A 24,315-nucleotide genomic window follows, 5' to 3' on the forward strand; every position below is an offset into this window, starting at 1 on the left:
CCCGAGGGGCCTGGCTCACCACCGCGCGCGGGAGCCGAGACCGAAGGTCAGGAACCGCTGGACGGACTCGAACTCGTCGCGGGCGACCTGGAAGTGGTAGCGCACATCGACGACGACAGGCACCTGCGCCAAGAGGTTCAGCTCCACCTCGCCTCCCGCCGCCGCTCCGACATGGCCCGTCTGGTTGTCGGTGAGGCCCAGCCACAGCAGCGCCGAGGTCCGGGTCGGGCCGATCTCCACGCCCCCTCGGATCAGCCCCCCGAGCTGGAAGAGGCTGTGCTCGCTCTGGAACACCGGCCCCTCGGCTGGAACGAACGTCTCGCTGCCGACGTTGCTGTACCAGGCCACCTCCGGGCCCACCGCGAGGTACGGGCCGAGCAGCGCGAGCAGGTGGAGCCGACCTCCCCAGCCATTCGTGGCACCGGAGGAGCCCAGGTTCCGCGCATAGCCCAGCTGCAGCCCCACCTCTCCGACAGGCCCATCGCCGGAGAACCAGCCCTGGAGCGCGTCGTCCTCGGGCTCCCGCAGGCGCAGCGCCAGGGGACCGTCTTCCTTCTCGTAGATCGTGGACCACCGGGGCACCGCCAGCCCCACCACCGCGCCGATTCCCGCCCCGATCGCGCCACCGATGAGCGCTCCCACGCCCCCGCAGGCAAGCCCGGTGTCATCGCCTCCCTCGGCGAACGCGACGCAGAGCAGCGCCAGCAGCAGGCCACCGGAGACAGCTCCCGCGCCGCCCCCCACCAGCGCTCCATGTCCCGGCGCGCGCTTGCGCGTCTCCAGCTCCTGCACATCCCTCAGCAGGATGGTCAGCACCTGCTCGGGCGAGGCCTGGAGCGAGAGCGCGCCGGGCATGAGGCTCACCAGCTCCCCTGACGCCGTCTGCCCCTGCGTCGTCTCCACGCGCAACCGCTCTCCGGGCTTGACCACGAGCGCGCGGCCCGTGCCGGTGCTCTGCACGGAGGCAGGAGGTGGCTCGGGCTCCTCGGGAGCCTCCACCAGCGGAGGCGCTGTCTGCGGTGGCGGAGGAGGAGGCGGCGGGAGGTTCTCGGGAGCCACCTGTGCCCACGCGGCCGGGGCCGCTACCAGGAGGAAGAGGAGCAGGCAGTTGCGCACGGGAATTCCTCCGAGACAGCGTCGACTCACGCCAGACGCTGGGGCTGGACCTTCTCCAGCAGGAACTCGACGTCCGCGCGGCGGCAGAGATCCGTCCCCTGGGACAGGAGCGCGGCGGTCCCCGAGGCGATGCCCCACCGGAAGGCCTCCTCGGGCAACAGGCCGCGCGCGAGCCCCAGCGTCATGCCTCCCACGAAGCTGTCCCCCGCGCCCACGGAGCTGTGCGTCTCCACGGGCGGAGGGATGGCCCGGAACTGGCCCTGCTTCGTCGTCAGCAGGGCGCCGTCGGCCCCCATGGAGACCACGAGCAGCTCGGCGCACCCCCGGCCCAGGAAGTCCCGGGCGGCCGCGGCCAGGGCGGAGGGCTCATCCACCTGGGCCCCCATCATGTCCCGGAACTCCTTGCGGTTGGGCTTGGCGAAGAACACGCCCTCCTCCAGCGCCGCGCGCAGCGGCGGACCGGAGGTGTCGAGCACCAGCCGCGCGTTCTGCTTGCGCGCCGCCCGCGCCACCCGGGCATAGAAGTCCACGGGGACGCCCGGCGCCAGACTGCCGCTGGCGACGATGTACTCGGCGTCCGCGGCCACGGTGAAGAGCGCGTCCAGGCACGCCTGCCACTCCTTCTCGGAGAGCGTGGGCCCCGGCATGATGAAGCGGAACTCGCGCTTGCCGTTGCGCTCGGCCACCGTGAAGTTCTCGCGGGTGTGGCCCGAGATGGCGATGGGCCAGCGCCGCAGGCCCTTCTGCTCCAGCAGCTGCTCCAGCAGCTCTCCGGTGGGCCCGCCCCTCGGGTAGAGCGCGAGCGACTCTCCGCCCAGCTCGCGGATGACGCGCGCGACGTTGAGCCCTCCGCCTCCTGGATCCCTTCGCTCCGGGTCGCACCGGAGCTTGTGCTCGGGAGTCACCACATCCACGGTGGTGGCCAGATCGATCGTCGGGTTGATGGTCATCGTCACGATGGGCTTCATGACTGAACGTTCCTCCCTGGAAGTCAGGGTGTATCTGGATGCGGCCCGACGTTCCACCCCCAACGGACGCGTGCGCGCGGCCCTCCCTCGTTGACGCGATCGGGCGCGGAGGCTAGAGCGAGGCAGCCGTGGCCCCCCCTCCTCCCGCCAGCCCTCCCGTGGACCTGACGCCTCTCGTCTGGGTCGTGGACGACAGTCCCACCGAGATCGAGGCCATCCGCCGCTCCCTGTCGAGCGCCTGCCGGGTGGAGGTGTTCTCCAACGGGGAGGCCATGCTCGAGGCGCTGCACCAGCACGGCCCGCCGGACGTGCTCGTCCTGGACTGGCAGATGCCGGGCCTGTCCGGGCTCGAGGTGTGCCGCTATCTGCGCGGCACTCCCTCCACGGCGATGCTCCCCGTGCTCATCCTCACCGGGCACGCCCGGCCCGAGGACGTGGAGGAGGCGCTGCTGGCGGGCGCCAACGACTACGTCCTCAAGCCCTTCCAGCCGGCGGAGCTGCTGGCGCGCGTCCACGCCCTCTCGCGCTGGGAGCTGCAGCGCAAGCGCGTCCTGGCGGATGAGCGTGCCCGGCGTGTGCTCGCGGAGGGCTCGCTCACGGAGGTCCAGGCGGCCGAGGCCCGGGCCCGCCGGAGCGAGCAGCGCTATCTGCTCGCCGCCCGCGCCACGCGGGATGTCATCTGGGAGTGGAACACGGAGACGGACGAGGTAGAGCGGAGCATCTCGCTGCCCGCCTACCTGGGTTACCCGGACACGGGGCAGACGGGCGACACCCAGTGGTGGAAGGAGCACCTCCACCCCGAGGACCGGGAGCGCGTGGTGAGCGGCATCCGTGCGGCCATCGCGGGCACGGCGCAGGACTGGCAGGAGGAGTACCGCCTGCGGCGCGCGGATGGGACGTGGGTGTTCATCGTGGACCGGTGCCACATCGTCCGGGACGAGGAGGGCCGGGCCAGCCAGGTGGTGGGGGCGCTGCAGGACGTCACCGAGCGCAAGCGCCTGGAGGCCGAGGCGCGCCAGCGCGCCGAGTTCGAGCGGCAGCTCATCGGCATCGTCAGCCACGATCTGCGCAACCCGCTGAACGCCATCACCCTGGCGGCCACGGCCATCCTCCGCAGCGAGGAGCTGGAGGAGCGGCAGCGGCGCAACGCCGTCCGTGTCCTCACGGCGGCCGATCGCGCCACGCGGATGATCCGGGATCTGCTGGACTTCACCCAGGCCCGGCAGGGCGGCGGCATCCCGCTGAACCGCCAGCCCATGGATCTGCACGAGCTGGTCCACACGGTGGTGGACGAGCTGCAGGTCATCCACTCGGACCGCACCATCCACGTGGAGCAGGCGGGAGATGGGAAGGGCGAGTGGGATCCGGACCGGCTGATGCAGGTCATCGGCAACCTGATGGGCAACGCGCTCCAGTACAGCCCTCCGAACACGCCGGTGAAGGTGACGACGCGGGGCGAGGTGGACGCGGTGGTGCTGGAGGTCCACAACAGCGGGGACCCCATCGAGCCGGACGTGCTCCCGCGCATCTTCGAGCCGATGGAGCGAGGCAGCCACCTCCAGGCGGTCCGCGCCGGGAGGAGCATCGGCCTGGGGCTCTTCATCGTCCGGCACATCGTACTGGCGCACGGGGGCCGGGTGAGCGCCCGCTCCCTGGCGGACGAAGGCACCACCTTCACCGTGCTGCTGCCCCGGCATCCCTGAGCACCGGCCCACGGCCCTGTCGGTCCCGGGGAGCGGGTGGGCTACGATCCGTCCGCTCATGCTCACCTCCACGCGTCGCCCCGGGTCCGCTGTCCTTCTCTCCGCCCTGCTCGTCCCGCTGTGCCTTCTGTCCCTCGCCTGCCCCGACGAGACGCCAACGCCGATCGATCCTCCGCTCGCGGGGGAGGATCCGACCGCCGTCCATGGAAAGCGCATCATCCACCGCCGCCTGGAGACGGGGGATGTCAGCACCGCGGACACCACGGAGGTGAGGTCCACGCTGGAGGTGCTCGTGCCCACGGGAGACACCTTCGAGACGCGCCCCGCCATCTCCGTGGACACCGACACCTTCAAGTTCGCGAACGTCCCGGAGGGCCCGTACTACCTGAAGCGGGGGACGAGCGCCTACGTCATCACCTCGCATCGCCAGCTCAACCTCGACGAGCACCTGCTGGGCCGCGAGGGCGTCGTCACCGTGCCCGCGGCCATCCCCGTCACCCTGAGCGTGGATGGGCTGGCGCCCATGGATGCCTACCAGGAGCTCGACATGGTGGCCCCGAACGCGGGCGCGGCGGGGGTGCTCCACATGGACACGCCCCCTCAGCCGGGAGCGACCTCGCTCTCCGCGGCGGGAGCGACGTACCGCTCGGCCTTCGGGCGCCAGGAAGTCGTCGATGCGACGAAGGGGGACAGGCTCTACCTCCTCCAGAAGCTCCGCCGCTCGGCGGGGGACTTCAACTACTTCGCGACGGCTCGGGGGCTGACGCTGACGCGCGTGAGCTTCCGCCCGGATGAGCAGGCCACGCCGATGGACGGGACCTTCGCCGCCCTCCCTCCGCGTCCACTCACGCTCGACTGGCGGCGCTCGAGCTTCGAGGCGCACCGGGCCTCGGTGCACCCGCTGGCGGTGTCGCTGCCCGAGACGTCCGTGCGCCACAGCTTCATCCTGGCTCCAGCGGTGGGCGGCATCTCCGAGGGCGTGGTGGGCTATGCGGGTGAACTGCTCTCGGGCAACATCCCGGCCGCCAGCCAGGACGTGACGCTCGCGCTGGAGTACGGCAACCCCTATCCGCCCACTTGGGGCGTGGTGGCCAGCGTGGTCCACCGCTACCAGGTCCCGGTGCGGCTGCCGGCGCAGGGGGCCATGGGCACGATCGGCGTGTCCTTGGAGGACCAGGCCGAGCTGAGCGCCTTCTCCTCGCAGCCCGTGCAGGCGCGGCTCTCGCCCCCCTCCCGGCTCCAGGTGGATGGCGCCGACGCGCAGGCGGACCGGACGCTGGCCTCCCTCACGCCCGTCTTCACCTGGGAGCCGCCCACGCTGGGCACGGCGGACGTCTACGAGCTGCGCATCTTCCGCCTGTACACCACCACGAGCGCCCCGGACGTGGCACGCGCGGAGACGGTGGCCACGTTCCTCACGGCGCGGCGACAGGTGCGGGTCCCGCCAGGCGTGCTCCAGGCCAAGCAGTCCTACGTGGTGCGGATCGCCGCCCTGCGGACCCCGGGTGTGGACCTCACGCGAGCGCCCTACCGCATGGACTCGCTGGTCGACACCTCGCTGGCCGAGGCGCTCACCAGCGTGCTGACCACGCCCTGAGCTCCCCTCGGACTTCCGGGCAACTGGTCCGACAAGCAGACCAGTCCGGCCAGCGCGCGCTCAGCTCATCAGCCGTTGGAGGCTGAGGTCCAGGCGGCTGCGTACCAGGCCGAGCAGGCTCTCCACCTCGGGGCCGGCGAGCTTCAGCCGGGAGGCCAGGTCCTCGCGCGTGAGCTCCAGCAGCCGCTCGCGGGCCTGGGCCACCCGGCGGGCCACGCCCGAGCGGGACTCGCGGTACATCGCCGAGAGCCGGTCCATCGTGAGCCCATGGAGGTGGTGCAGCCGCAGCAGGGCCCGATCCCGCTCCGGCAGCGCCGCCAGCGCCTTGCGCAGCGCCTCGGCGAGCGCCTGACGCGAGTCCTCCCGGAGCAGCGTACGCTCCGGATCGTTCGCGGACAGCATCCTCGCGAGCACCTCGGGAGGCTCATCGAAGAGCACCTGCCGCCCCTCCTTGTTCGCCAGCTCGCCGACGATCCGCGCGGCGATGATGCGCACCCACGCCAGCAGCGGCCCCCGGCCCGAGTAGTCGGCGATGCGAGGCGGCGCGTCCCCGCGCCCCAGCAGCAGGCGCTGGCGGACCTCCTGCAGCACCTCATCCACGGTGGACTCCGGGAGCTGGCCCAGCCGGGAGGGCACCCGCTGGAGGATGTGCTGCTCGAAGGCATGCAGCCCCAGCGGCTCTCCCTCGGCGCAGGCACACGCCAGGAACAGGTCCGCGCCGTGAAGCTGCCGCAGCCCTGCCTCCAGGTCCTCCGGCAGGTGCCGCGCCAGGTGCCGTACGAAGCGCTCCGGCCCGAGCGGAACGGACGGCCACCGGTCCTGGCCCCCCGCGTAGTGCTCGCGCAGCAGCGCCTCCAGCCCCGCCACCTGCTCCAGCGCGGCGCCTCGCTCCCGGGGCGCATGGGCCCGCAGCAGCGCGGAGAGAGAGCCCGGGTCCCGTGTCTCGCTCATGGTGCCTCCACCCGCTGCCGCCAGGCCATCACCTGCCGCAGCTCCACGCGGGCCCGGATGCCCAGGCCCTCCATCCGTGTCCGGGCCTCCTCGGCCAGGGCGACGGCTCGCGCTCTCTCGGCGGCCGAGCGCTGCTCCCCGAGCGCCCGGGCCAGCAGGAAGGTGGCCCACGCCTCATCGAGCGGATCCCTGGGGGCGATCCTGTGGAGCCGCCGGGCCCGCTCGAGCAGCGGCACGGCCTGCGCCGGTGCGCCCAGGGCCAGGTGCCCCTCCGCGAGGCAGGCCAGATCCAGCGCGACATCCGGAGCCTCCGCGCCCTGCACCCGCTCATCCAGCGCCAGGGCCCGCTGGCAGTGCTCGAGCGCCTTGCGCGGCGCTCCCGAGGCCAGCTCGACCCGCGCCAGGGGACGCAGCGCGTTGGTGGCCGAGGAGCCATCAGGCCCTCCCTCCTTCTCCCAGAGCTGCAGGGCGCGCGTGAGAGCCCTCCGCGCCTCGACGTAGCGCCCCGCCCGCAGGTGGACCGACCCCAGGTAGGTCAGCGGCGCGGAGGCGCGAGCCGTGTCCGGCCCCAGCGCCCGCTGGACGCGCGCCAGGGCCTGCTCGTGGTAGGCGCACGCCTCGTCCAGCCGCTGCGAGTCGAAGGCGACCATTCCCAGCTCGGTGAGCGCGCTGGCCGTGTTGGGGTGATCCGGCCCCTTGCCGCGCTCGAAGATGGCCAGGGCCCGCTCGAGGTCCTGCCGCGCCTCGTCCAGGTGGCCCATGGTCCGCAGCACCGAGGCGAGGTTGGTGAGCGGCGCGGCGAAGCTGGGGTGGTCCGGCTCGCGGGAGGCCTCCAGCAGCGCCAGGGAGCGGCGCCAGGTGGCAATGGCCTCCTCCCGCCGGCCGAGCGCCAGCAGCTCGATGGCGATGTTGTTGAGGTTGAGCGCCAGCGCGGGGTGCTCGAGGCCCCAGGTGCGCTCGCGCAGTCTCAAGGCCTGCTGGTACAGCTCCAGCGCCTCCGCCGGGCGGCTCTGCCGGGTACGGACGCGCCCCAGCCCGACGAGGAAGTAGGAGGCGCGCAGGCTGTCCGCGCCGTACGTCTTCCGAGCGAGCTCCAGGCCGTGAGAGAACGCCGCGTCGGCCTGCTCCAGCTTTCCCTGCACCATGAGGAGCCCGCCCATCCGCAGGTGCAGCTCCGTGGAGATGCGCGGGAAGCGCTCCCGGCCCAGCCGCGCCACCTCGGCCTGGGCGTGCAGGACGATGCGATCCACCTCGCCCGCGCGGGCCATCTGATCCCCCACCACCCAGATGAGGAAGATCCACGCGCGCGCGGCCGCCTCGTCGTCCCGCCCGGCCTCGGCGGCCCACACGGCCTTGTAGAGGCTCTCCTCGGCCTCCTTGAGCTGACCGGAGAGCGCGTGGAGCTGGCCATGGAGCACGCGCACCTCCGCCTCGAGCGGGCGGTAGTCCACCCCCTGGATCTCCTGGAGGAGCCCCGTCGTCACCGCGAGCCCCTCGGAGTACCGGCCCGCCTCCATGCGGGCCTGGGCCTCGGAGAGCCTGCGCCGCGCCGCATCCACCCGAGGGCGGAGGGCATCCGGCGGCTGCGGACGGGTGGAGAGCGCCGGGGCCTCCTTGCAGCCCTCGAGCCCCTCGAGCGAGGACAGCATCTGCTGCGCGTGCTGGACCATCTGCCTGTCCGCCTTCTCCAGCAGCTCGGTGACGGCCGCGAGCTGCCACAGCCGGGCATCGAGGCACGCGACCGTCTGCCACGCGGTGTCCGAGGTGTGCTCCTCCACCGCCAGACAGGCCTCGGTGCGCAGCGTGCGCCACAGGGAGGCCTGGGCCTCCAGCTCCGAGGAGAGCTTCTCCCAGGCGGGGACCGCATAGGGCTTGCCCGTGGCGAGGAAGGCCGCATGCACGCGCTCGCGGCGCTCGGGGCTCCAGGCCGCGGCGACCTTGTCCGCCTCCTGCGCGCAGCGCACCTCATGCCGGTGGGACACCACGTAGTCCACGGTGACGCCCGCAAGGCCCACGGCAAGGACGGAGGCGACCAGCCACGTGCGGACGCGCACGGTGCGCGGAGTGAGCGCCGCCAGCAGCGCCTCCATGGAGGGGAAGCGCTCCTCGGCCCGGGTCCGCAGGCCCCGGAGCACGGCTCGCCGCACCCGAGCGGGGACCTTCGCCTCGCGAGCGGGCGCTCGCACCCGTCCCTCCTCGATGGCCCGCCCCAGCTCCTCCAGGGTGCGGCCGTCGAAGGGCCGCACGCCATACAGGGCCTCATAGAGGGCCACGCAGAAGCTGAACTGGTCCGAGAGCGCGTCCGCCCCCTCGCCCCGGAGCTGCTCCGGAGCCATGTAGACCGGCGTCCCCACCAGCACACCGCTCCGCGTGAGCGGGGCGGTGTCGTGCCCCAGCAAGGAAGCCGGGAGCACGCCCATGGCGCCAGGGAGGCCCGTGCGGTTCGAGGGACGGGCCAGCCCGAAGTCCGTCACCCGCGCCCGGCCATCTCGCCCCACGAGGACGTTGGCGGGCTTGAAGTCGCGATGCACCAGGCCCGCGGCATGCGCGGCGGACAGCCCCCGCCCGGCGTCCTGGAAGACGCGCAGCACCTCGCGCCAGGGGCGCGCCTCCTTCATCCAGTCCGCCAGCGTGGTGCCCTCCACCAGCTCCAGGGCCAGGAAGACGCTGTCCCCGCACGGGCCCACGTCATGCACGGCGACGACGTTGGGGTGGGAGAGCCGGGCCAGCGACTGCGCCTCTCGGAGCAACCGCCGACGCAGCTCCTCCAGCTGGCGGCCCTCGGGGCGCAGCAGCTTGAGCGCCACCTGGCGATCCAGCTCCGGATCATACGCCGCGTACACCACCCCCATGGCCCCATCGCCGATGCGCTCGAGCACCACGTAGCGAGAGACGGTGGCGCCTCGGGCCAGGAAGCTCCCCGCGTCGGCCTCCCCGGACGTGACGCTCGACGCCGGCCCGGAGTCCTCCCCCGCGGCCAGCACCCGCTGACAGTCGGCGCAGCCCTCCACGTGGGAGAGCACCTGCGCCCTCCGCTCCTCCTGAAGGCCGCCCACGAGCAGGTGGCTCAGCGTCGTTTCGTCGGGGCAGCCCATGCCGGCACCCAAGCTAACAGGACCCCTTTTTTCTCACGAATCGGCATTTACAGGGAAATTCTCATTTTCCCCAGATGGCGCTCAACCCACTGTAACTCCAGGCTTTTTTCAGCCCCGAGCCACGAGGGGGAGCGCTTTTCTCACTTTCTGGGGCCAACGGCGGAGTCGGCCGGCAGGAAGGGGCGCGAGCCGGCTCACATCGTGGAGCCGAACCCGGTCGAGCCCCGCGAGGCGGCACTGCCCGGCAGGGCCTCCAGCATGGACAACAGCCGCTGGATGTCGAGGGGCTTGTCCACGCAGGGGTTGCGCGCGGTGCTCAGGAAGGCGCGCGTCTCCTCCGTGAAGGCTCCGCCCGTCATGAAGATGACCCGCTGGGCCTGCTCAGGCGCCAGCCGCTCCAGCTCGTGATGGAACTGGGCACCGCTCATCTCCGGCATCATCAGATCGCAGAGGATGGCGTCGAAGCGGCGGCCCGAGGTGATGTGCGCCAGGGCATCCTGGGCCCGGTCGAACGTGATGACCTGGTGCCGCGCGCTCAGCAGCCGGCGCAGGGCCTTGCCTACCGCCGCCTCGTCATCGAGCACGAGCACCCCCAGCCCCTGCCGGGAGGACTTCGCCTTCACCTCGGGAGTGACTTCCTGCTCCCGGGCCACGCGCAGGTGGATCCAGAACGTGCTGCCCTGTCCGGGCTCGCTGTCCACGCCGATGCTGCCGTCCATCTCGTTGATGAGGCGACGGCAGATGGACAGCCCCAGCCCGGTGCCCACCCCCACCGGCTTCGTGGTGAAGAAGGGCTCGAAGATGCGCTCGCGCAGCTCCGGCGGCACGCCCGGACCGGTGTCGCGGATCTCCACCCGCACCAGCTCGCCGAGCCGCCGCGTCACCACCCGGATCTCATGCGAGTCCCGCTGGCCCTCGGGGATGGCCTGGGCCGCGTTGATGATGAGGTTGAGGAAGACCTGCCCCAGCCGCGCCTCGCCGCCGTGGACGGGCGGAAGGTCCCCGTAGTCCTTCACGAGCCGGGCCCGGTGGAACAGCTGGTTGTGCGCCATGCGCAGGGCCGAGTCCATCACCCGGTGCACGTCCGTCGGGCCGAAGTGCTGCCCCTCGGGGCGGGAGAAGATCTTGATGTCGCGGATGATGTCGCGGATGAGCCCCGCGCACGAGAACGCCTCGCGCAGCGCCTGCACCGACTCCTTGGAGCCGCCCGACTCCTGGACGTCCGTCAGGCTGAACTCCAGGTTCATCATCACCGAGGCGAGCGGGTTGTTGAGCTCGTGCGCCACGCTGGCGGCGAGCATGCCCAACGAGGCCAGCCGATCCGACAGCATCAGCTGCTCCTGCATCTTGCGGCGCTCGGCGCGCACCTCGGCCTCGCGCAGCTCGCGAGCCACGGCCGGCCCCAGTCGCCCCAGCCGATCCTTGAGCACGAAGTCGTGGACGCCCGCCTTCATGGCGGCCACCGCCACGTCCTCGCCGATCTTCCCCGACACGATGAGGAAGGGCACATCCAGCCCGCGCTGGCGCACCAGGGCGAACGCGCTCAGGCCGTCGAAGTGGGGCAGCGCATAGTCCGCGATGACGACATCCCAGGTCCCCGCGCTCAGCGCGCGCTCCATCTCCTCGCGCGTCTCGACACGGGTGTGGGAGACCTCGTAGCCACTGCGGCGCAGCTCGCGCAGCAGCAGCATGGCATCGTCCTCGGAGTCCTCCACGAGGAGCAGCCGCAGGCGCTGGGTGCTCATCCCTCACCTCCAGGGCGGGGCTCCAGGGGAGCGGTGGAGACGACGGACGGGGGGAGCTCGTTCAGGGTGAAGAAGAAGCAGGCCCCCTGGTCGGGCTGGCCCTCGCCCCAGATGCGCCCGCCATGGCGGCGGATGATCCGGTGCGCCGTGGCGAGCCCCACGCCGCTGCCCTCGAACTCCGACTGCGCGTGCAGCCGCTGAAAGACTCCGAACAGCTTGTGTTTGTACTCCATCTCGAAACCGGCGCCGTTGTCCTTCACGAAGTAGGTGCGCACCCCTTGTGTCTGCGTCGCGCCGAACTCGATCTCGGCCAGGGGACGCTTGCGCGTGAACTTCCACGCGTTGCCCAGCAGGTTCTCCACCAGGGAGCGCAGCAGCTGCGGGTCGCCCTGGTCCACCAGCCCCGCCTGGAGGGTGAAGCGCGCCTGGCGGTCCGGGTGCTGGGCCCGCAGCTGCTCCGAGACCGCCCGCGCCAGGGCCGACAGATCGCACTGGCTGGCCACCAGCGTCGTGCGGTTCACCTTCGAGAGCGCCAGGATGCCGTCGATGAGCGCGGACATGCGCTGGGCTCCACCGTGGATGCGCTTCAGGTAGTCCAGCCCCATCTCATCCAGGCGGTCGGCGCAGTCCTCCCTCAGCGCGTCGCTGAAGCTGGTGATGGCGCGCAGCGGGGCGCGCAAGTCATGCGCCACGGAGTACGCGAAGGCCTCCAGCTCCCGGTTGGACGCCTCGAGCTGGGCGGTGCGCTCGACGATGCGCCGCTCGACCTCCTCGTTGAGCTTGCGGCGCTTCTCCTCCTCGCTCCGCGCGGCCTTGCCCGTGTCCTTCACGAGCAGCAGGCCACCCATGATGGCGCCCCGCTCATCGCGCAGCGGGAGACCATCGCAGCGGACATGCCTGCCTTGCGGCACCCTCTCGTCGCGGACGAACAGCTCCACACCCCGGATCTCCTCTCCCTTCAACGCCCCCCAGACAGGCAGCTGGTCCGCGGGAAAGGGCGTCTGCTCATCCGGGAAGAAGACCCCATGGGTAGTCCCCCCAACGCCGAAGAACGGCTCGGCCGGAGGGCTGGAATGGATGAGCGCGCCCCTGGCGTCGACGAGGGCCACGCCTTCGGAGAGGTGCGCGAGGATGGACCGGACGAGGTGCTGGGGCCCGGACTGCAAGAGTCCTTCCGCGAGCGGACCTGCATGGAGGGCGGAAGGCACGGTGGGATCGGGACTGTGATTCGAGTGTGGCATGACCCACCAGGGAGCCGAGGGCGCCTTCAAATATACGCGAGTCCGCGCTCGACTGTCATCGGTTCGACGCTTGGAAAGTGCCGCACTCGCTTAGGAAATTCCGATACTTTGGTCCCTGGCTGAGGCGCTCGGGGGCGATGCGATGTCAAAAGCCACCCACATCCATCGCCCTGCCGCTGGGAAGCGCTGCCGAGCATTTCCGATAAGAGTACCCGCCCAGGCAGGCGCCGGTTCCCCATCCAGGACACCTTGCATGTTGGACTCCTCTCGACGAACGGGCTGTGGCTCTCTCGGGCGCTTGGTGGGGGTGCTCGCGCTGCTGCTCGCGGGGGGCTGCGCTCCGCTCAGCGGGTCTGACGAGCCCCTCCCGGACGTGCTCCCCCCCTCGCCCCCCGGCCTCCGGGGCGTGGAGGACTGGGAGCAGCGCTTCCTGGAGCAGTGGGACTTCGAGCACCACTCGAGCTTCCTGCCCGCGAGCACCTCGGGTGACAGCTGGCAGCTCTATACACTCGCCTACGGAATCGATGGCAACACCGCCATGTATCGGGCCACGGGGAAGATCCAATACCTCGACCGGGCCCTGCTCTACGTCGACAATGTGATTGACACGGCCCGGGACTCCTGGTCGCTGCCCGACAGCCACTTCCGGGATGCGTATCGCGGCTGGGCCTCCCAGCACCCGGAGACGCTGGGAGACGAAGTCGCGCTGACCGAGAGCTATTGCTGGCGCTACGTGACGCGTCTGCTACGGGTCATCCGTGAGCGGCCCGCGCTCTACGGGCACACGCGCTACCGCAAAGCCTATCATCGAATCCTGGAGTTCACGGAGAAGTATATCTTTGACAAGTGGTTCAGTCGCGGTGCAAGCAGTTACATCTACCGCGAGAACACACACATGGCCTCGCACTGGGCCTATATCGCGATGAACCTGTCCCTGATGAGCTCGGACCCAACCCGTCAGGTTCGGTACCAGGAAGTCTTCCACGCCATCAACTGGCACCTGCCCAACCACGGCTCGTCCCTGCGCGAGCAGCTGAGGCCCCACCCGGCCCACGCGGAGGCCGTCTTCTGGGACGACGCCTGGGGCTCCCGCTCCCGCCCGGGCCAGGACGTGTCCCACGGCAACGGCGTGGTGGCCTTCATCACCGAGGCCCGTGACGCGGGCATGGAGTGGGAGGACCCGGACGTGCGCGCGCTCGCCGTGACGCTCGACTCCGTCATCTGGCCCTCGGCCAGACGCTACGCTGAATACGTCGATGGCTCGGGAGACGGGAATGGCTGGTTCAACGACGGATTCATGAAACTCGGTCGCTACAACGTCGAGCTCCAGCGCCGCCTCGAGACACACCTCGTCGGCCAGAACACGCAGTTCTACGGAAATGCCGCACTCAACGTGCGCATCCTCTCCGAACAACCCACACCCTGAGTGGCAAACCGCACACGGCGCACGCGTTCCACGGAAAATGAAAGATTGCTGTTTCTTTCACACCCGCGCTGAACGGGAATGAAGCATGAGAAGTGATACAGCGAGTCAGTCGGACCGAAGGTACAATCTAGGCACTCCCCTCCGGCGGCTCGTTTTTTCTCATGAATTATCCTCCTTTTTTTCCCCTCTCGCTCGAGCAGGAACGCATGTGGTTCCTCTCGAAGCTCCACGGGGCCGCCCCCGCCTTCCACGAGCGTGCGGGCGCCTGGCTCGATGGACCGCTCGACGTGAGCGTGTTGCAACAAACCCTCGCGGATGTCGCAAAGCGACACGAGATACTTCGTACAACCTTTGTCCAAGTGGGCGAACAGCCTACTCAAAGCATTGCGCCTGAAATCGAGCTTCCCTGGCGAGAACAAGACGTGAGCGCCGCCGGGGACACAGGAGGGCAAGGGCTCGAGGAGAAGGCCCTGCTCCTGGCTCGTGAGGAAGTCTCCCACCCTTTCGACCTGGAGCACGGGCCCCTGTGGCGGGCCTGCCTGGTGCGGGTGGAGCCGCGGCGGCACCTGCTCGTGCTGACGATGCACCATCTCATCTCGGATGGAGACTGGACGCTGGGCCTGTTCTTCTCCGAGATCTTCGCGCTGTACACGGCGCGCCGCGAGGGGCGGCCCGCCGACGTGCCCGCGCTCCGGCTGCAGTACCGGGCTCATGCGCTCTGGCAGCGAGAGCATCTGAAGGGCCGGAGAATCGAGCGGCAGCTGGCGTGGTGGCGGCAGCAGCTGCGCGGGGCCACCCCCGCGTTGGATCTGCCGGTGGATCGGCCCCGCCCCTCCGTCCAGGCCTTCGCCGGGGGCACGGTGGAGCGAAGCGCCCCCGCGGAGCTGGGACAGGCCGCGCGAGAGCTGGCGAAGCGGGAGGGTGTCTCGCTCTTCTCGGTGGTGCTCTCGGGCCTGCAGGCCGTGCTGTATCGCTACACCCGTCAGGATGACATCCCCGTGGGGACTCCGCTGGCGGGGCGGCCCCTTCCCGGCGTGCTCAACCTGCTGGGCTACTTCGGCAACCCGGTCGTGCTGCGGGGGCGCGTCGGAGATGATCCGTCCTTCCGTGAGCTCGTCCTGCGGACCCAGGACGACTTCATCCAGGCGCAGACCCACGGCGAGCTGTCCTTCAAGGATCTCGTCGAGGCGCTGGCCCCCACGCGGGACTTGAGCCGGCCTCCGCTCTTCCAGGTGCTCTTCGCCCTGAGAGACCCGTGGCCCACGCACACCAGCCCCTCCCTCACCCTTACTCCCGTCGACATCGAGCTGCCGTTCGTCGCCTATGAGCTCATGGCGTCCGCCCGGGACATGGGGACCCACCTGCGCCTGAAGCTCGAATACAACCGCGAGCTGTTCCTGCCGGAGTCCGCGGCGCGCCTGCTCAAGCACTGGGAGGTGCTGCTGCGCGGGGCCCTGGAGACGCCGGGGCAGCGGCTCTCGGAGCTTCCGCTGCTGTCCCCCGAGGAGGAACACCAGCTCCTGCGGGAGTGGAACCAGACGCAGGCGGACTATCCGAAGGATGTCACGGTCCACGCGGCCTTCCAGGCCCAGGTCCGGCGCGCCCCGGAGGCCGTGGCCCTGGTCTTCGGCGACCGACAGCTCACGTATCGGGAGCTGGACCGCCGGGCCCAGCGGATCGCCCGGGAGCTGCGCCAGCGGGGCGTGCGCACCGAGGATCGGGTGGGCCTCTTCACCCAGCGCTCGCCCGAGACGATCATCGCCATGCTGGGCATCCTCCAGGCGGGGGGCGCCTATGTGCCGCTCGACCCGGAGCTGCCGCCGGAGCGGCTGGCCTGGATGATCGAGGATGCCCAGGCCCGAGTGCTGGTGACGGTGGGCGCGCCCCCGCCCCCTGTTCCCCTCGAGGGCCGCGAGCTGCTCCGCGTCGACGCGACGGAGACGGCTCCCGCGGCCGAGGAGCTGGCTCCACTGCTGGAGGAGACCGGAAGCGAGCACCTCGCCTATGTCCTCTATACGTCGGGCTCCACGGGCACTCCGAAGGGCGTGGGCATCGCGCACCGCTCCATCGTCCAGCTGGCCTTCCACGCCGACGTGAGCCCCGACGATCGCGTCCTGCAGAGCACGACCTACTCCTTCGACGTGTCGGTGTACGAGATATGGGTCTCGCTCCTCAAGGGAGCCCGTGTCGTCGTCGGCACGAGGGACCTCACCCTGTCTCCGCATGCGCTCGGGGAGGAGCTGCGGCGTCAGGCCATCACCGTGTGCTGCATGACGCCCGCGGTGTTCAACAACCTGGTGCGGGAGCGGCCCTTCCTCTTCCGGACGCTCCGGGCCGTCATGCTCGCGGGCGAGGCCCTGGACCCCAACTGGGTCCGCGTGGCGCTCGAGGAGGGACACCAGCAGTTCTTCAACGCATACGGCCCTACCGAGGCCACCGTCTATACCCACATCCACCCGATCTCCGAGGTGCCCGAGGGCGCCATCTCCATCCCGATCGGGCGGCCCATGCGCAACGTGCAGGGCTATGTGCTCGATCGTCACCTGCGCCCCGTTCCGCGCGGCGTGCCAGGCGAGCTCTACGTCGGCGGAGCCGGCGTGGCCCGAGGCTACTGGCGACGCCCGGAACTCACCGCGGAGCGCTTCATCCCCGACCCGTTCTCGAAGGAGCCCGGAGCCCGGCTCTACAGGACGGGAGATCTCGTCCGCTACCTGCCGGGAGGACTCGTCGACTTCCTGGGGCGCATCGATCATCAGGTCAAGATCCGTGGCTTCCGCATCGAGATCGGCGAGATCGAAGCCGTCCTGGGCGACCACCCGGGCGTGAAGCAGGTGGTCGTCTCCGCCCGGGAGCTCGGGGCGGGGGACAAGCAGCTCGTGGCGTACGTCATCCCGAGGACGAGCCCGCCTCCCTCCACCACGGAGCTGCGCGAGTTCCTGTCGCGGAAGCTGCCGGCCTACATGGTGCCGGGCTTCTTCGTCGTGCTGGATGCCCTGCCCTTGAACCCCAATGGCAAGGTGGATCGCCGGGCCCTGCCAGCCCCGGATGGAACGCGGCCGGAGCTGGCGCAGGAGTTCGTCGCCCCCCGCACGCCGACGGAGCAGGCGCTGGCGACCATCTGGAAGGAGAGCCTCTCCCTGGACAGGGTCGGGCTCGACGACGACTTCTTCGCGCTGGGCGGGCACTCGCTGCGCGCCCTGCAGGTGACGGCGCGCATCCGTCAGCAGTTCCAGGTGGAGGTGCCCCTGCGCTCCTTCTTCTCACGCCCCACGCTGGCGGGACTGGCGGACCTGCTGAGCAGGGCCCAGCGCGGAGAGCCGGCCACTGCCTCCATCACCTCCGCGTCCCGTGGCGCCATCGTGCCGCTCTCCTTCTCCCAGGAGCGGCTCTGGTTCCTCCAGCAGCTGGCCCCCTCGAGCGCCGCCTACAACTACCCGGCCTTCTTCCGGGTGCGCGGGACGCTCGACGCCGACGCGCTGGAGAAGAGCCTCCAGGCGCTCGTCTCCCGTCACGAGTCCCTGCGGACCCGCTTCGCCGAGGTGGAGGGCCAGCCCGTGCAGGTGATCGCGGGACACCTGCCCGTGCACCTCGATCGCATCGAGCTGGGGGCGCTGCCGCCAGAAGAGCGGGAGCTGGAGGTGCAGCGCCGCGCCGAGGCCGACGCCAGGCAGCCCTTCGATCTGCATCGGGCCCCCCTGCTGAGAGCGCACCTGCTGACGCTGAGTGGCGACGAGCATGTGCTGCTGCTCAACCTCCACCACGCGATCACGGACGGCTGGTCCATGGACGTGCTCTACCGCGAGCTGGAGGCCCTCTATGGTGCCCTGGCCCGGGGGGAGCCGCCCTCGCTGCCGGCGCTCGCGCTGCAGTATGCCGACTACGCGGTCTGGCAGCGGCAGTGGGCCGAGACGCCCGCGCTGGCGGAGCAGCTCTCCTGGTGGAAGCAGCAGCTCGCGGGAGTGCCCCCGGTGCTGGAGCTGCCCTCGGATCGGCCCCGTCCCCCCGTCCAGGACTTCCGTGGAGCGGTGGTGCCCTTCCGGGTCGACCGGCAGACCACCGCGGCGCTGCGAGCCCTGGCGACCCAGGAGCGCGTCACGCCCACGATGGTGCTGCTCGCCGCCTTCCAGGCGCTGCTGCACCGCTACACCGGCCAGGAGGAGTTCATCGTCGGCATGCCCCACGCCAACCGGGATCGCTCGGAGATGGCGGAGGTGGTGGGCTTCTTCGTCAACACCCTGGCCATGCGGGCCGATCTCACGGGAGAGCCGTCCTTCCGGTCGCTGCTGGCGCGGGTCCGGGAGACGAGCCTCGGCGCTCACGAGCATGCGGCGCTCCCCTTCGAGCGGCTGGTGAAGGCCGTGCAGCCGGAGCGCGATCTCAGCACGCTCCCCCTGGTGCAGGTGGTGTTCGCGCCCCAGGTCTCCAAGCTGGGGCGGCTGAGCCTGCCGGGGCTGGAAGTGGAGCCGCTCGCGTACGATCCGGGACGCTCGACGTTCGATCTCACCCTGTTCTCCTGGGAGGAGGCGGACACGCTGGGGGGCCAGTGGGAGTACTCCACGGCGCTCTTCGAGCGCGGCACCCTGGAGCGCATGGCGGGGCACCTGCGCAGACTCCTGGAGGGAGCCGTCCGTCAGCCGGACGCGCGTATCTCCAGCCTGCCGCTCCTGGGAGAGGAAGAGCGCCAGCGGCTGCTGGTGCAGTGGAACGACACCGCCGCCGCCTACCCCCGGGACTCCACCATTCCGGAGGCCTTCGCCGAGCAGGTCCTCCAGCATCCCGAGGCCGTGGCCGTGAGGTCTGGCGAGCAGCAGCTCACCTACCGGCAGCTGGACCAGCGCTCCAACCAGGTGGCCTGGCGGCTGCGCCGCATGGGCGTGGGCCCGGACTCCCGCGTGGCGATCGCCATGGGACGCTCGGTGGAGCTCATCGTCGCCCTGGTGGGCATCCTCAAGGCAGGTGGCGCCTACGTCCCTCTCGACACCGACTACCCGCGCGAGCGCCTGGCCTTCATGCTCGAGGCCACGCAGCCGGATGCCGTCGTCACCACCACGGCCCTGCTGCCGAAGCTCCCCGCCCAGGGGCCGCGGCACCTGCTGCTGGACGAGGCCCGGCTGGACGAGGAGCCCATCACCGCTCCGCCCTCGGGCGTGACGGCTCGAAACCTCGCGTACATCGACTTCACCTCCGGCTCCACTGGCCGGCCCAAGGGTGTCTGCATCGAGCACCGCTCGGTGCTGCGGCTGGTGAAGAACATCCGCTACGCGCAGCTGGGGCCGGGGGAGACGCTCCTGCTGGCCTCGCCGCTCTCCTTCGATGCCTCCACCTTCGAGCTCTGGGGCAGCCTGCTCACGGGGGCCACCCTCGCCGTCTTCCCGCCCCACCCGCCCGCGGACGCGGTGGAGCTGGCCGAGGAGCTCTCCCGCCATGGCGTCACCTGCATCTTCCTGACCACCGGCCTCTTCAACCTGGCGGTGGACATGGTCGCGCAGCGGCTGGCGAGCGTGCGCCTCATCCTCACCGGCGGGGAGGTGATGTCCGCCTCCCATACGCGCCGCATGGTGGAGCTGGGCGGCGGCGTCACGCACGTCTATGGCCCCACGGAGTGCACCACCTTCGCGACGGCCTGGCCCTTGAAGCCCCACTCCCGGGTGGAGGAGCCGGTGCCGCTGGGCCAGCCCATCGCCAACACCACCGCCTATGTGCTGGATCGGCACATGCAGCCGGTGCCGATCGGCGTCGCGGGCGAGCTCTACCTCGGCGGGGATGGCGTGGCGCGCGGCTACGTGGGCCAGCCCTCCTTCACCGCGGAGCGCTTCGTGCCGGACCCCTTCGGCGCCGAGCCCGGAGGACGCCTGTACCGGACGGGGGATCGGTTCCGCTGGCGGGCCGATGGCACCCTCGACTTCCTCGGCCGCCTGGACAACCAGGTGAAGGTCCGAGGCCACCGGATCGAGCTCGGGGAGGTGGAGGCGGCCCTGCTCTCCTTCCCCGCCGTGTCCAAGGCGGTGGCGGTGGTGCGCGAGGACACTCCCAGCCAGAAGCTCCTGGTGGGCTACGTCGTCGCTCCGCCAGAGCTGGACATGGTCGCGCTGCGCACCCACCTGTCGGAGCGTCTGCCCCGGTACATGCTGCCGTCGGCGCTCGTGAGGATCGATGCGCTCCCCCTCACGCTCACCGGCAAGTTCGACCGCAAGGCGCTGCCCGCTCCCAGCGCGGCCCGCTCTGGAGCCGAGCAGGGCTACGTGGCACCGCGCTCGGAGCTCGAGCGCTCGCTGGCCGAGATCTGGCGGGAGGTGCTGGGCGCGGAGCGCGTGGGCGTCGATGCGCCCTTCTTCGAGCTCGGGGGCCACTCGCTGCTGCTGGCGCAGGTGAGAGCGCGGATCCGCGAGCGGCTGGGTCATGACATCGGGCTGGTGACGCTCTTCCAGTACCCCACCATCCGCCAGCTCGCCGCCCACCTGAGCCCCGAGGAGAAGGAAGCCCCCACGGCTCCAGTCTCCGCCGCCCTCTCCCTCGAGGTGGCGGGCGCCACGCTCGCGCGCCGGGAGCACGCCATCGCCGTCATCGGCATGGCCGGACGCTTCCCCGGAGCCCGGAGCACGCGCGAGCTCTGGGAGCTGCTGCGCGAGGGCCGTGAAGGAGTCAGCCGCTTCACCCGCGAGTCGCTCCACGCCTCCGACGTGCCGCCGGAGCTCCTGAGGGATCCCTCCTTCGTCCCCGCCCTGGGCATGCTCGAGGAGGCCGCGCGCTTCGACGCGGGCTTCTTCGGGTACGCGCCCCAGGAGGCCCAGCTCACCGATCCGCAGCAGCGCCTCTTCCTCGAGAGCTGCTGGGAGGCCCTGGAGGACAGTGGCTATGATCCCCGCCGCTACCCGGGCGCCATCGGCGTGTTCGCTGGAGCGGGCGTCCCTCGCTACTGGCTGCAGCGGGTGGCCTCGCTGGGCTCCATGCGGGGCAGCTCGGGCGACTACCGGGCCATCGTCGGCAACGGCAACGACTTCCTGTCGACGCGGGTGGCCTACAAGCTGGGCCTGCGCGGCCCCGCGCTGAGTCTGCAGTCGGCCTGCTCCACCTCGCTCGTGGCCATCCACCTGGCCTGTCAGAACCTGCTGTCCGGCCAGTGCGACATGGCCCTGGCCGGCGGCGTGTCGCTGTTCTCGCTGGGCCCCTCCGGCTACCCCTACGAGGAGGGAGGGATCCTCTCGCCCGACGGCTACTGTCGTCCCTTCGACGCGCAGGCGCAGGGGACGGTGCCGGGCAGCGGAGTGGGCGTGGTGGTGCTCAAGCGGCTGGACGAGGCGCTGGCGGATGGCGACACCGTCCATGCCGTCATCCTGGGCTCGGCCATCAACAACGACGGCTCACAGAAGGTGGGCTACACCGCGCCCAGCGTCGAGGGACAGGTGGAGGCCATCGTCAGGGCCCAGTCCGCGGCGGGAGTCACGCCCGAGACCCTGAGCTATGTCGAGGCGCACGGCACGGCCACGCCGCTGGGCGATCCCATCGAGGTCGCCGCCCTCACGAAGGCGTTCCGCCGGAGCCCGGTCCCCAAGCAGTTCTGCGCGCTCGGCTCGCTCAAGAGCAACCTCGGCCACCTGGACGCGGCGGCCGGGGTGACGGGGCTCATCAAGGTGACGCTCTCCCTCGAGAACGAGCTCATCCCCGCCACGCTGCACTTCCACCGTCCCAACCCGGAGCTGGCGCTCGAGGACAGCCCCTTCTTCGTGAACGCGCAGCCGCGCCCGTGGCGACGCGGCAAGCGGCCCCGCCGCGCCGCCGTGAGCGCCTTCGGCATGGGTGGAACCAACGCCCATGCCATCCTGCAGGAGGCTCCGCCACGCGCGCCGTCCGGTCCCTCCCGCCCCTGGCAGCTGCTGCCGCTGTCCGGCCGCACCTCCGCGGCGCGCGAGACGATCACCGACAGGCTCAGCGAGCACCTGCGGCAGCGGCCGGAGCTTCCGCTGCCGGATGTGGCCTTCACCCTCCAGCAGGGGCGCGCGGCCTTCGAGCACCGCCGCGTGGTGGTCAGTCCGGATCGCGAGGCCGCGGCCTGCGCGCTGGCGGCTCGCGAGAGCGCCAGGGTCTTCGACGGAGTCGTCCAGCCCCAGCCGCTCCAGGTGGTCTTCATGTTCCCCGGCGGTGGCACCCAGCAGGTGGGCATGGGGCGGGAGCTCTACCAGGGAGAGCCCGTCTACCGGGAGACGCTCGACCACTGCGCCGAGCTCTTCGCCCGGGAGCTGGGGGTCGACCTCCGCCCGGTGCTCTTCGGCGACGAGGCCGGGCGCGCCGAGGCCTCCGCCCAGCTCCTGCGCCCGTCGCTCAACATGGCGTCCATCTTCTCCACCGAGTATGCGCTGGCGCAGCTGCTGCTCTCTTGGGGAGTGAAGCCCTCCGCGCTCACCGGACACAGCCTGGGGGAGTACGCCGCCGCCACGCTCGCCGGCGTGCTCTCCCTCGAGGATGCGGTGGCGCTCGTGGCCCTCCGCGGACGGCTGTGCGACACGATGCCCGAGTCCGCCATGCTGAGCGTCCCCCTGCCGGAGGAGGCGCTCACGAGCCGCTGGGCCCAGGGCGTCTCCATCGCCGCGATCAACGGGCCCGCGCACTGCGTGGTCGCGGGCCGCAAGGAGGCCATCGAGAAGCTGGAGGCCACGCTGCGCGCCGGAGGCATCGAGGCGCAGCGGCTGTGGCTGGCGGGCGCCTCGCACTCGCCGCTGGTGGAGCCCTTCGCGGGCCGCCTCACCGAGCGCGCGGCGTCGATGAAGCTCCAGGCCCCGCTCACCCCGCTCGTCTCCAACCTCACCGGCACGTGGATGGGCTCCGCGGACGCGACGGATCCCTCCTACTGGGCCCGCCACCTGCGAGGCACGGTGCGGTTCGCCGATGGGCTGTCCACCCTGCTGGCACTGCCCGCTCCGGTGCTCATCGAGGTGGGACCGGGCCGGGTGCTGGCCTCGCTGGCGCGCATCCACCCCGAGACAGGGAAGGCCCGCCTGGTCACGAACACCTTGTCCACCCCAGGCTCGGGGCGCGGCGACCTGGAGGCCCTGCTGGGCGCGGTGGGGAAGCTCTGGTGCGTGGGAGGGGAGCTCGACTGGGCGGCCTTCTCGCGCGGCGAGCGGCGCCAGCGGGTGTCCCTGCCGACGTACCCGTTCGAGCGACGCGAGTACCTCCTCGAGGCGGACCCCGCCGAGCAGCCCATGAGGGCACCGCGCGCGCCTTCCGTGATGGGGGGCGTACGCCGTACCCCGCCTCCCCTGGGCGTCCAGCCTCCCCCCGCGCCCATCATGAAGGCCCCTCCCCCGAGCCGGGACACGCTCGAGCACCGGGTGGCGGAGATCTGGCGGGAGGTGCTGGGAGTCTCCTCCACCCGCCCCGACGATCACTTCTTCGATGTCGGTGGGTCCTCGCTCATCGCCTTGCAGCTTCGCACCCGGGTGCGTGAGCGGCTCGGCGTGGTGCTGCCCGTCCACACCCTCGTCGAGAACCCCCGCTTCAGCCAGCTGCTGGCCACCATCCACAGAGCCAGCAGCGCCTCGGCCTCACAGCCCGAGTCGCCATCCGTACCGAAGGGCCGCCTGCTCGTCTGCCTTCAGGCGGGGACGGCCGAGCACCTTCCCCTCTATCTGGTCCAGCCCATCGGCGGCACGGTCTTCACATACATGAGTCTGGCTCGCCAGCTCGGTCCCGAGCAGCCGGTGTATGCCTTCCGGGCCTCGGGCCTCGAGCCGGGAGAACCCATCCATCCCGACGTGCCGACGATGGCCGCGCATTACATCTCCGAATTGCTGGAGCGACAGCCTCGCGGACCCTTCCAGCTGGGCGGACACTCCTCCGGAGGCGCCGTGGCCACCGAGATGGCTCGCCAGCTTCTCCAGAAAGACATGGAAGTCTCTCTTGTCTTGCTTTTAGACACGCCGCCGCTGCCCTTGAAACAGCTCCAGGTCCACCAGCCCGAGGATTTGTTGCACCTGGTGGCTCCCTTCCGCGAGCGGGCGCCCGGGGCCTGGGAGGGCTTTGCCAGCGCGGTCGCCAAGGACTCTCCCCTCCGAGAGCTCCTCATGGCGCAGGCCCAGGCCCTGGCTACCTACTCGCCCGGCCGCGGCCTGTTCCCCCTCCTCTACATTCGAGCCCGGGAGCGAGACGGCGTGCTGGAGCCTCACGCCGAGCGGTGGTGGATGGACCAGACGGACGGCCCCTTCTCCATGCACAACGTGCCCGGCGACCACTTCACGATGATGGAGCCGCCTCATGTCGCGGCGGTCGCACGCATCGTGAGACAGAGCCTCGCAGGGCGAGTAAGCAACCTTGCACGAACAGCCAGGGAGGATGATTCCAGTGAAGGATTTCGCTCAGGTTTGGGCAGTGCGTGAGGCTTTCCGGAGCCTCGAGCGGGCCTGCCGGGAAAAGGCACTCGGGACCTGGATGTAATAAGGTCCCGCCGCATGAACCTTCCGGCAGCTCTCTCGTCCT

Annotated in this window: 10 protein-coding genes; 4 read left to right on the plus strand and 6 right to left on the minus strand. The window is 70.9% G+C overall.

The genetic code is table 11. The annotated features are described in order from the left end of the window. Window positions 1–15: 15 nt before the first annotated feature. On the minus strand, window positions 16–1,116 hold the full coding sequence (locus tag KY572_RS33950; RefSeq protein WP_224247824.1) for a hypothetical protein: 1,101 nt from the start codon (window positions 1,114–1,116) through the stop codon (window positions 16–18). A gap of 26 nt (window positions 1,117–1,142) precedes the next feature. Further along, window positions 1,143–2,084, minus strand: a complete 942-nt coding sequence (locus KY572_RS33955) for a 1-phosphofructokinase family hexose kinase (protein WP_224247825.1) — start codon at window positions 2,082–2,084, stop codon at window positions 1,143–1,145. Between the two features lie 128 nt (window positions 2,085–2,212). Here KY572_RS33955 and KY572_RS33960 point away from each other — a divergent pair, with 128 nt between their 5' ends. Further along, entirely contained in the window at window positions 2,213–3,787 is a 1,575-nt protein-coding gene (locus KY572_RS33960; protein ID WP_224247826.1) for a hybrid sensor histidine kinase/response regulator, read from the plus strand. Window positions 3,788–3,845: 58 nt separating this feature from the next. Then, window positions 3,846–5,384 (plus strand): hypothetical protein, encoded by a 1,539-nt coding sequence (locus KY572_RS33965; protein WP_224247827.1) that lies wholly within the window; start codon window positions 3,846–3,848, stop codon window positions 5,382–5,384. A gap of 60 nt (window positions 5,385–5,444) precedes the next feature. On the opposite strand, the gene KY572_RS33970 is transcribed toward KY572_RS33965, so the two are convergent. The 4 genes from KY572_RS33970 to KY572_RS33985 all read right to left on the minus strand — a co-directional run bounded on the left by KY572_RS33970 (window position 5,445) and on the right by KY572_RS33985 (window position 12,341). Then, the gene (locus tag KY572_RS33970) at window positions 5,445–6,335 is read right to left on the minus strand and encodes a sigma-70 family RNA polymerase sigma factor (protein WP_224247828.1); all 891 of its coding nucleotides are present in this window, start codon (window positions 6,333–6,335) and stop codon (window positions 5,445–5,447) included. Next, window positions 6,332–9,430 carry a serine/threonine-protein kinase gene (locus KY572_RS33975; protein ID WP_224247829.1) on the minus strand — a complete coding sequence of 1,033 codons (3,099 nt, stop codon included), beginning with the start codon at window positions 9,428–9,430 and terminating at the stop codon, window positions 6,332–6,334. The genes KY572_RS33970 and KY572_RS33975 overlap by 4 nt, the downstream gene beginning before the upstream one ends. 194 nt (window positions 9,431–9,624) lie before the next feature. After that, window positions 9,625–11,175, minus strand: a complete 1,551-nt coding sequence (locus tag KY572_RS33980) for a response regulator (RefSeq protein WP_224247830.1) — start codon at window positions 11,173–11,175, stop codon at window positions 9,625–9,627. Beyond that, a complete protein-coding gene (locus KY572_RS33985) occupies window positions 11,172–12,341 on the minus strand; it encodes an ATP-binding protein (RefSeq protein ID WP_224247831.1) in 1,170 nt (389 codons plus the stop codon). The genes KY572_RS33980 and KY572_RS33985 overlap by 4 nt, the downstream gene beginning before the upstream one ends. Window positions 12,342–12,669: 328 nt before the next feature. On the opposite strand from KY572_RS33985, the gene KY572_RS33990 reads away from it, so the two are divergent. Both KY572_RS33990 and KY572_RS33995 read left to right on the plus strand, forming a co-directional pair. Next, window positions 12,670–13,842, plus strand: a complete 1,173-nt coding sequence (locus tag KY572_RS33990) for a hypothetical protein (protein ID WP_224247832.1) — start codon at window positions 12,670–12,672, stop codon at window positions 13,840–13,842. Between the two features lie 161 nt (window positions 13,843–14,003). Then, a complete protein-coding gene (locus tag KY572_RS33995) occupies window positions 14,004–24,215 on the plus strand; it encodes a non-ribosomal peptide synthetase/type I polyketide synthase (protein WP_224247833.1) in 10,212 nt (3,403 codons plus the stop codon). Window positions 24,216–24,315 lie beyond the last annotated feature (100 nt).

The organism is Hyalangium gracile (assembly GCF_020103725.1).
GTDB lineage: Bacteria > Myxococcota > Myxococcia > Myxococcales > Myxococcaceae > Hyalangium > Hyalangium gracile.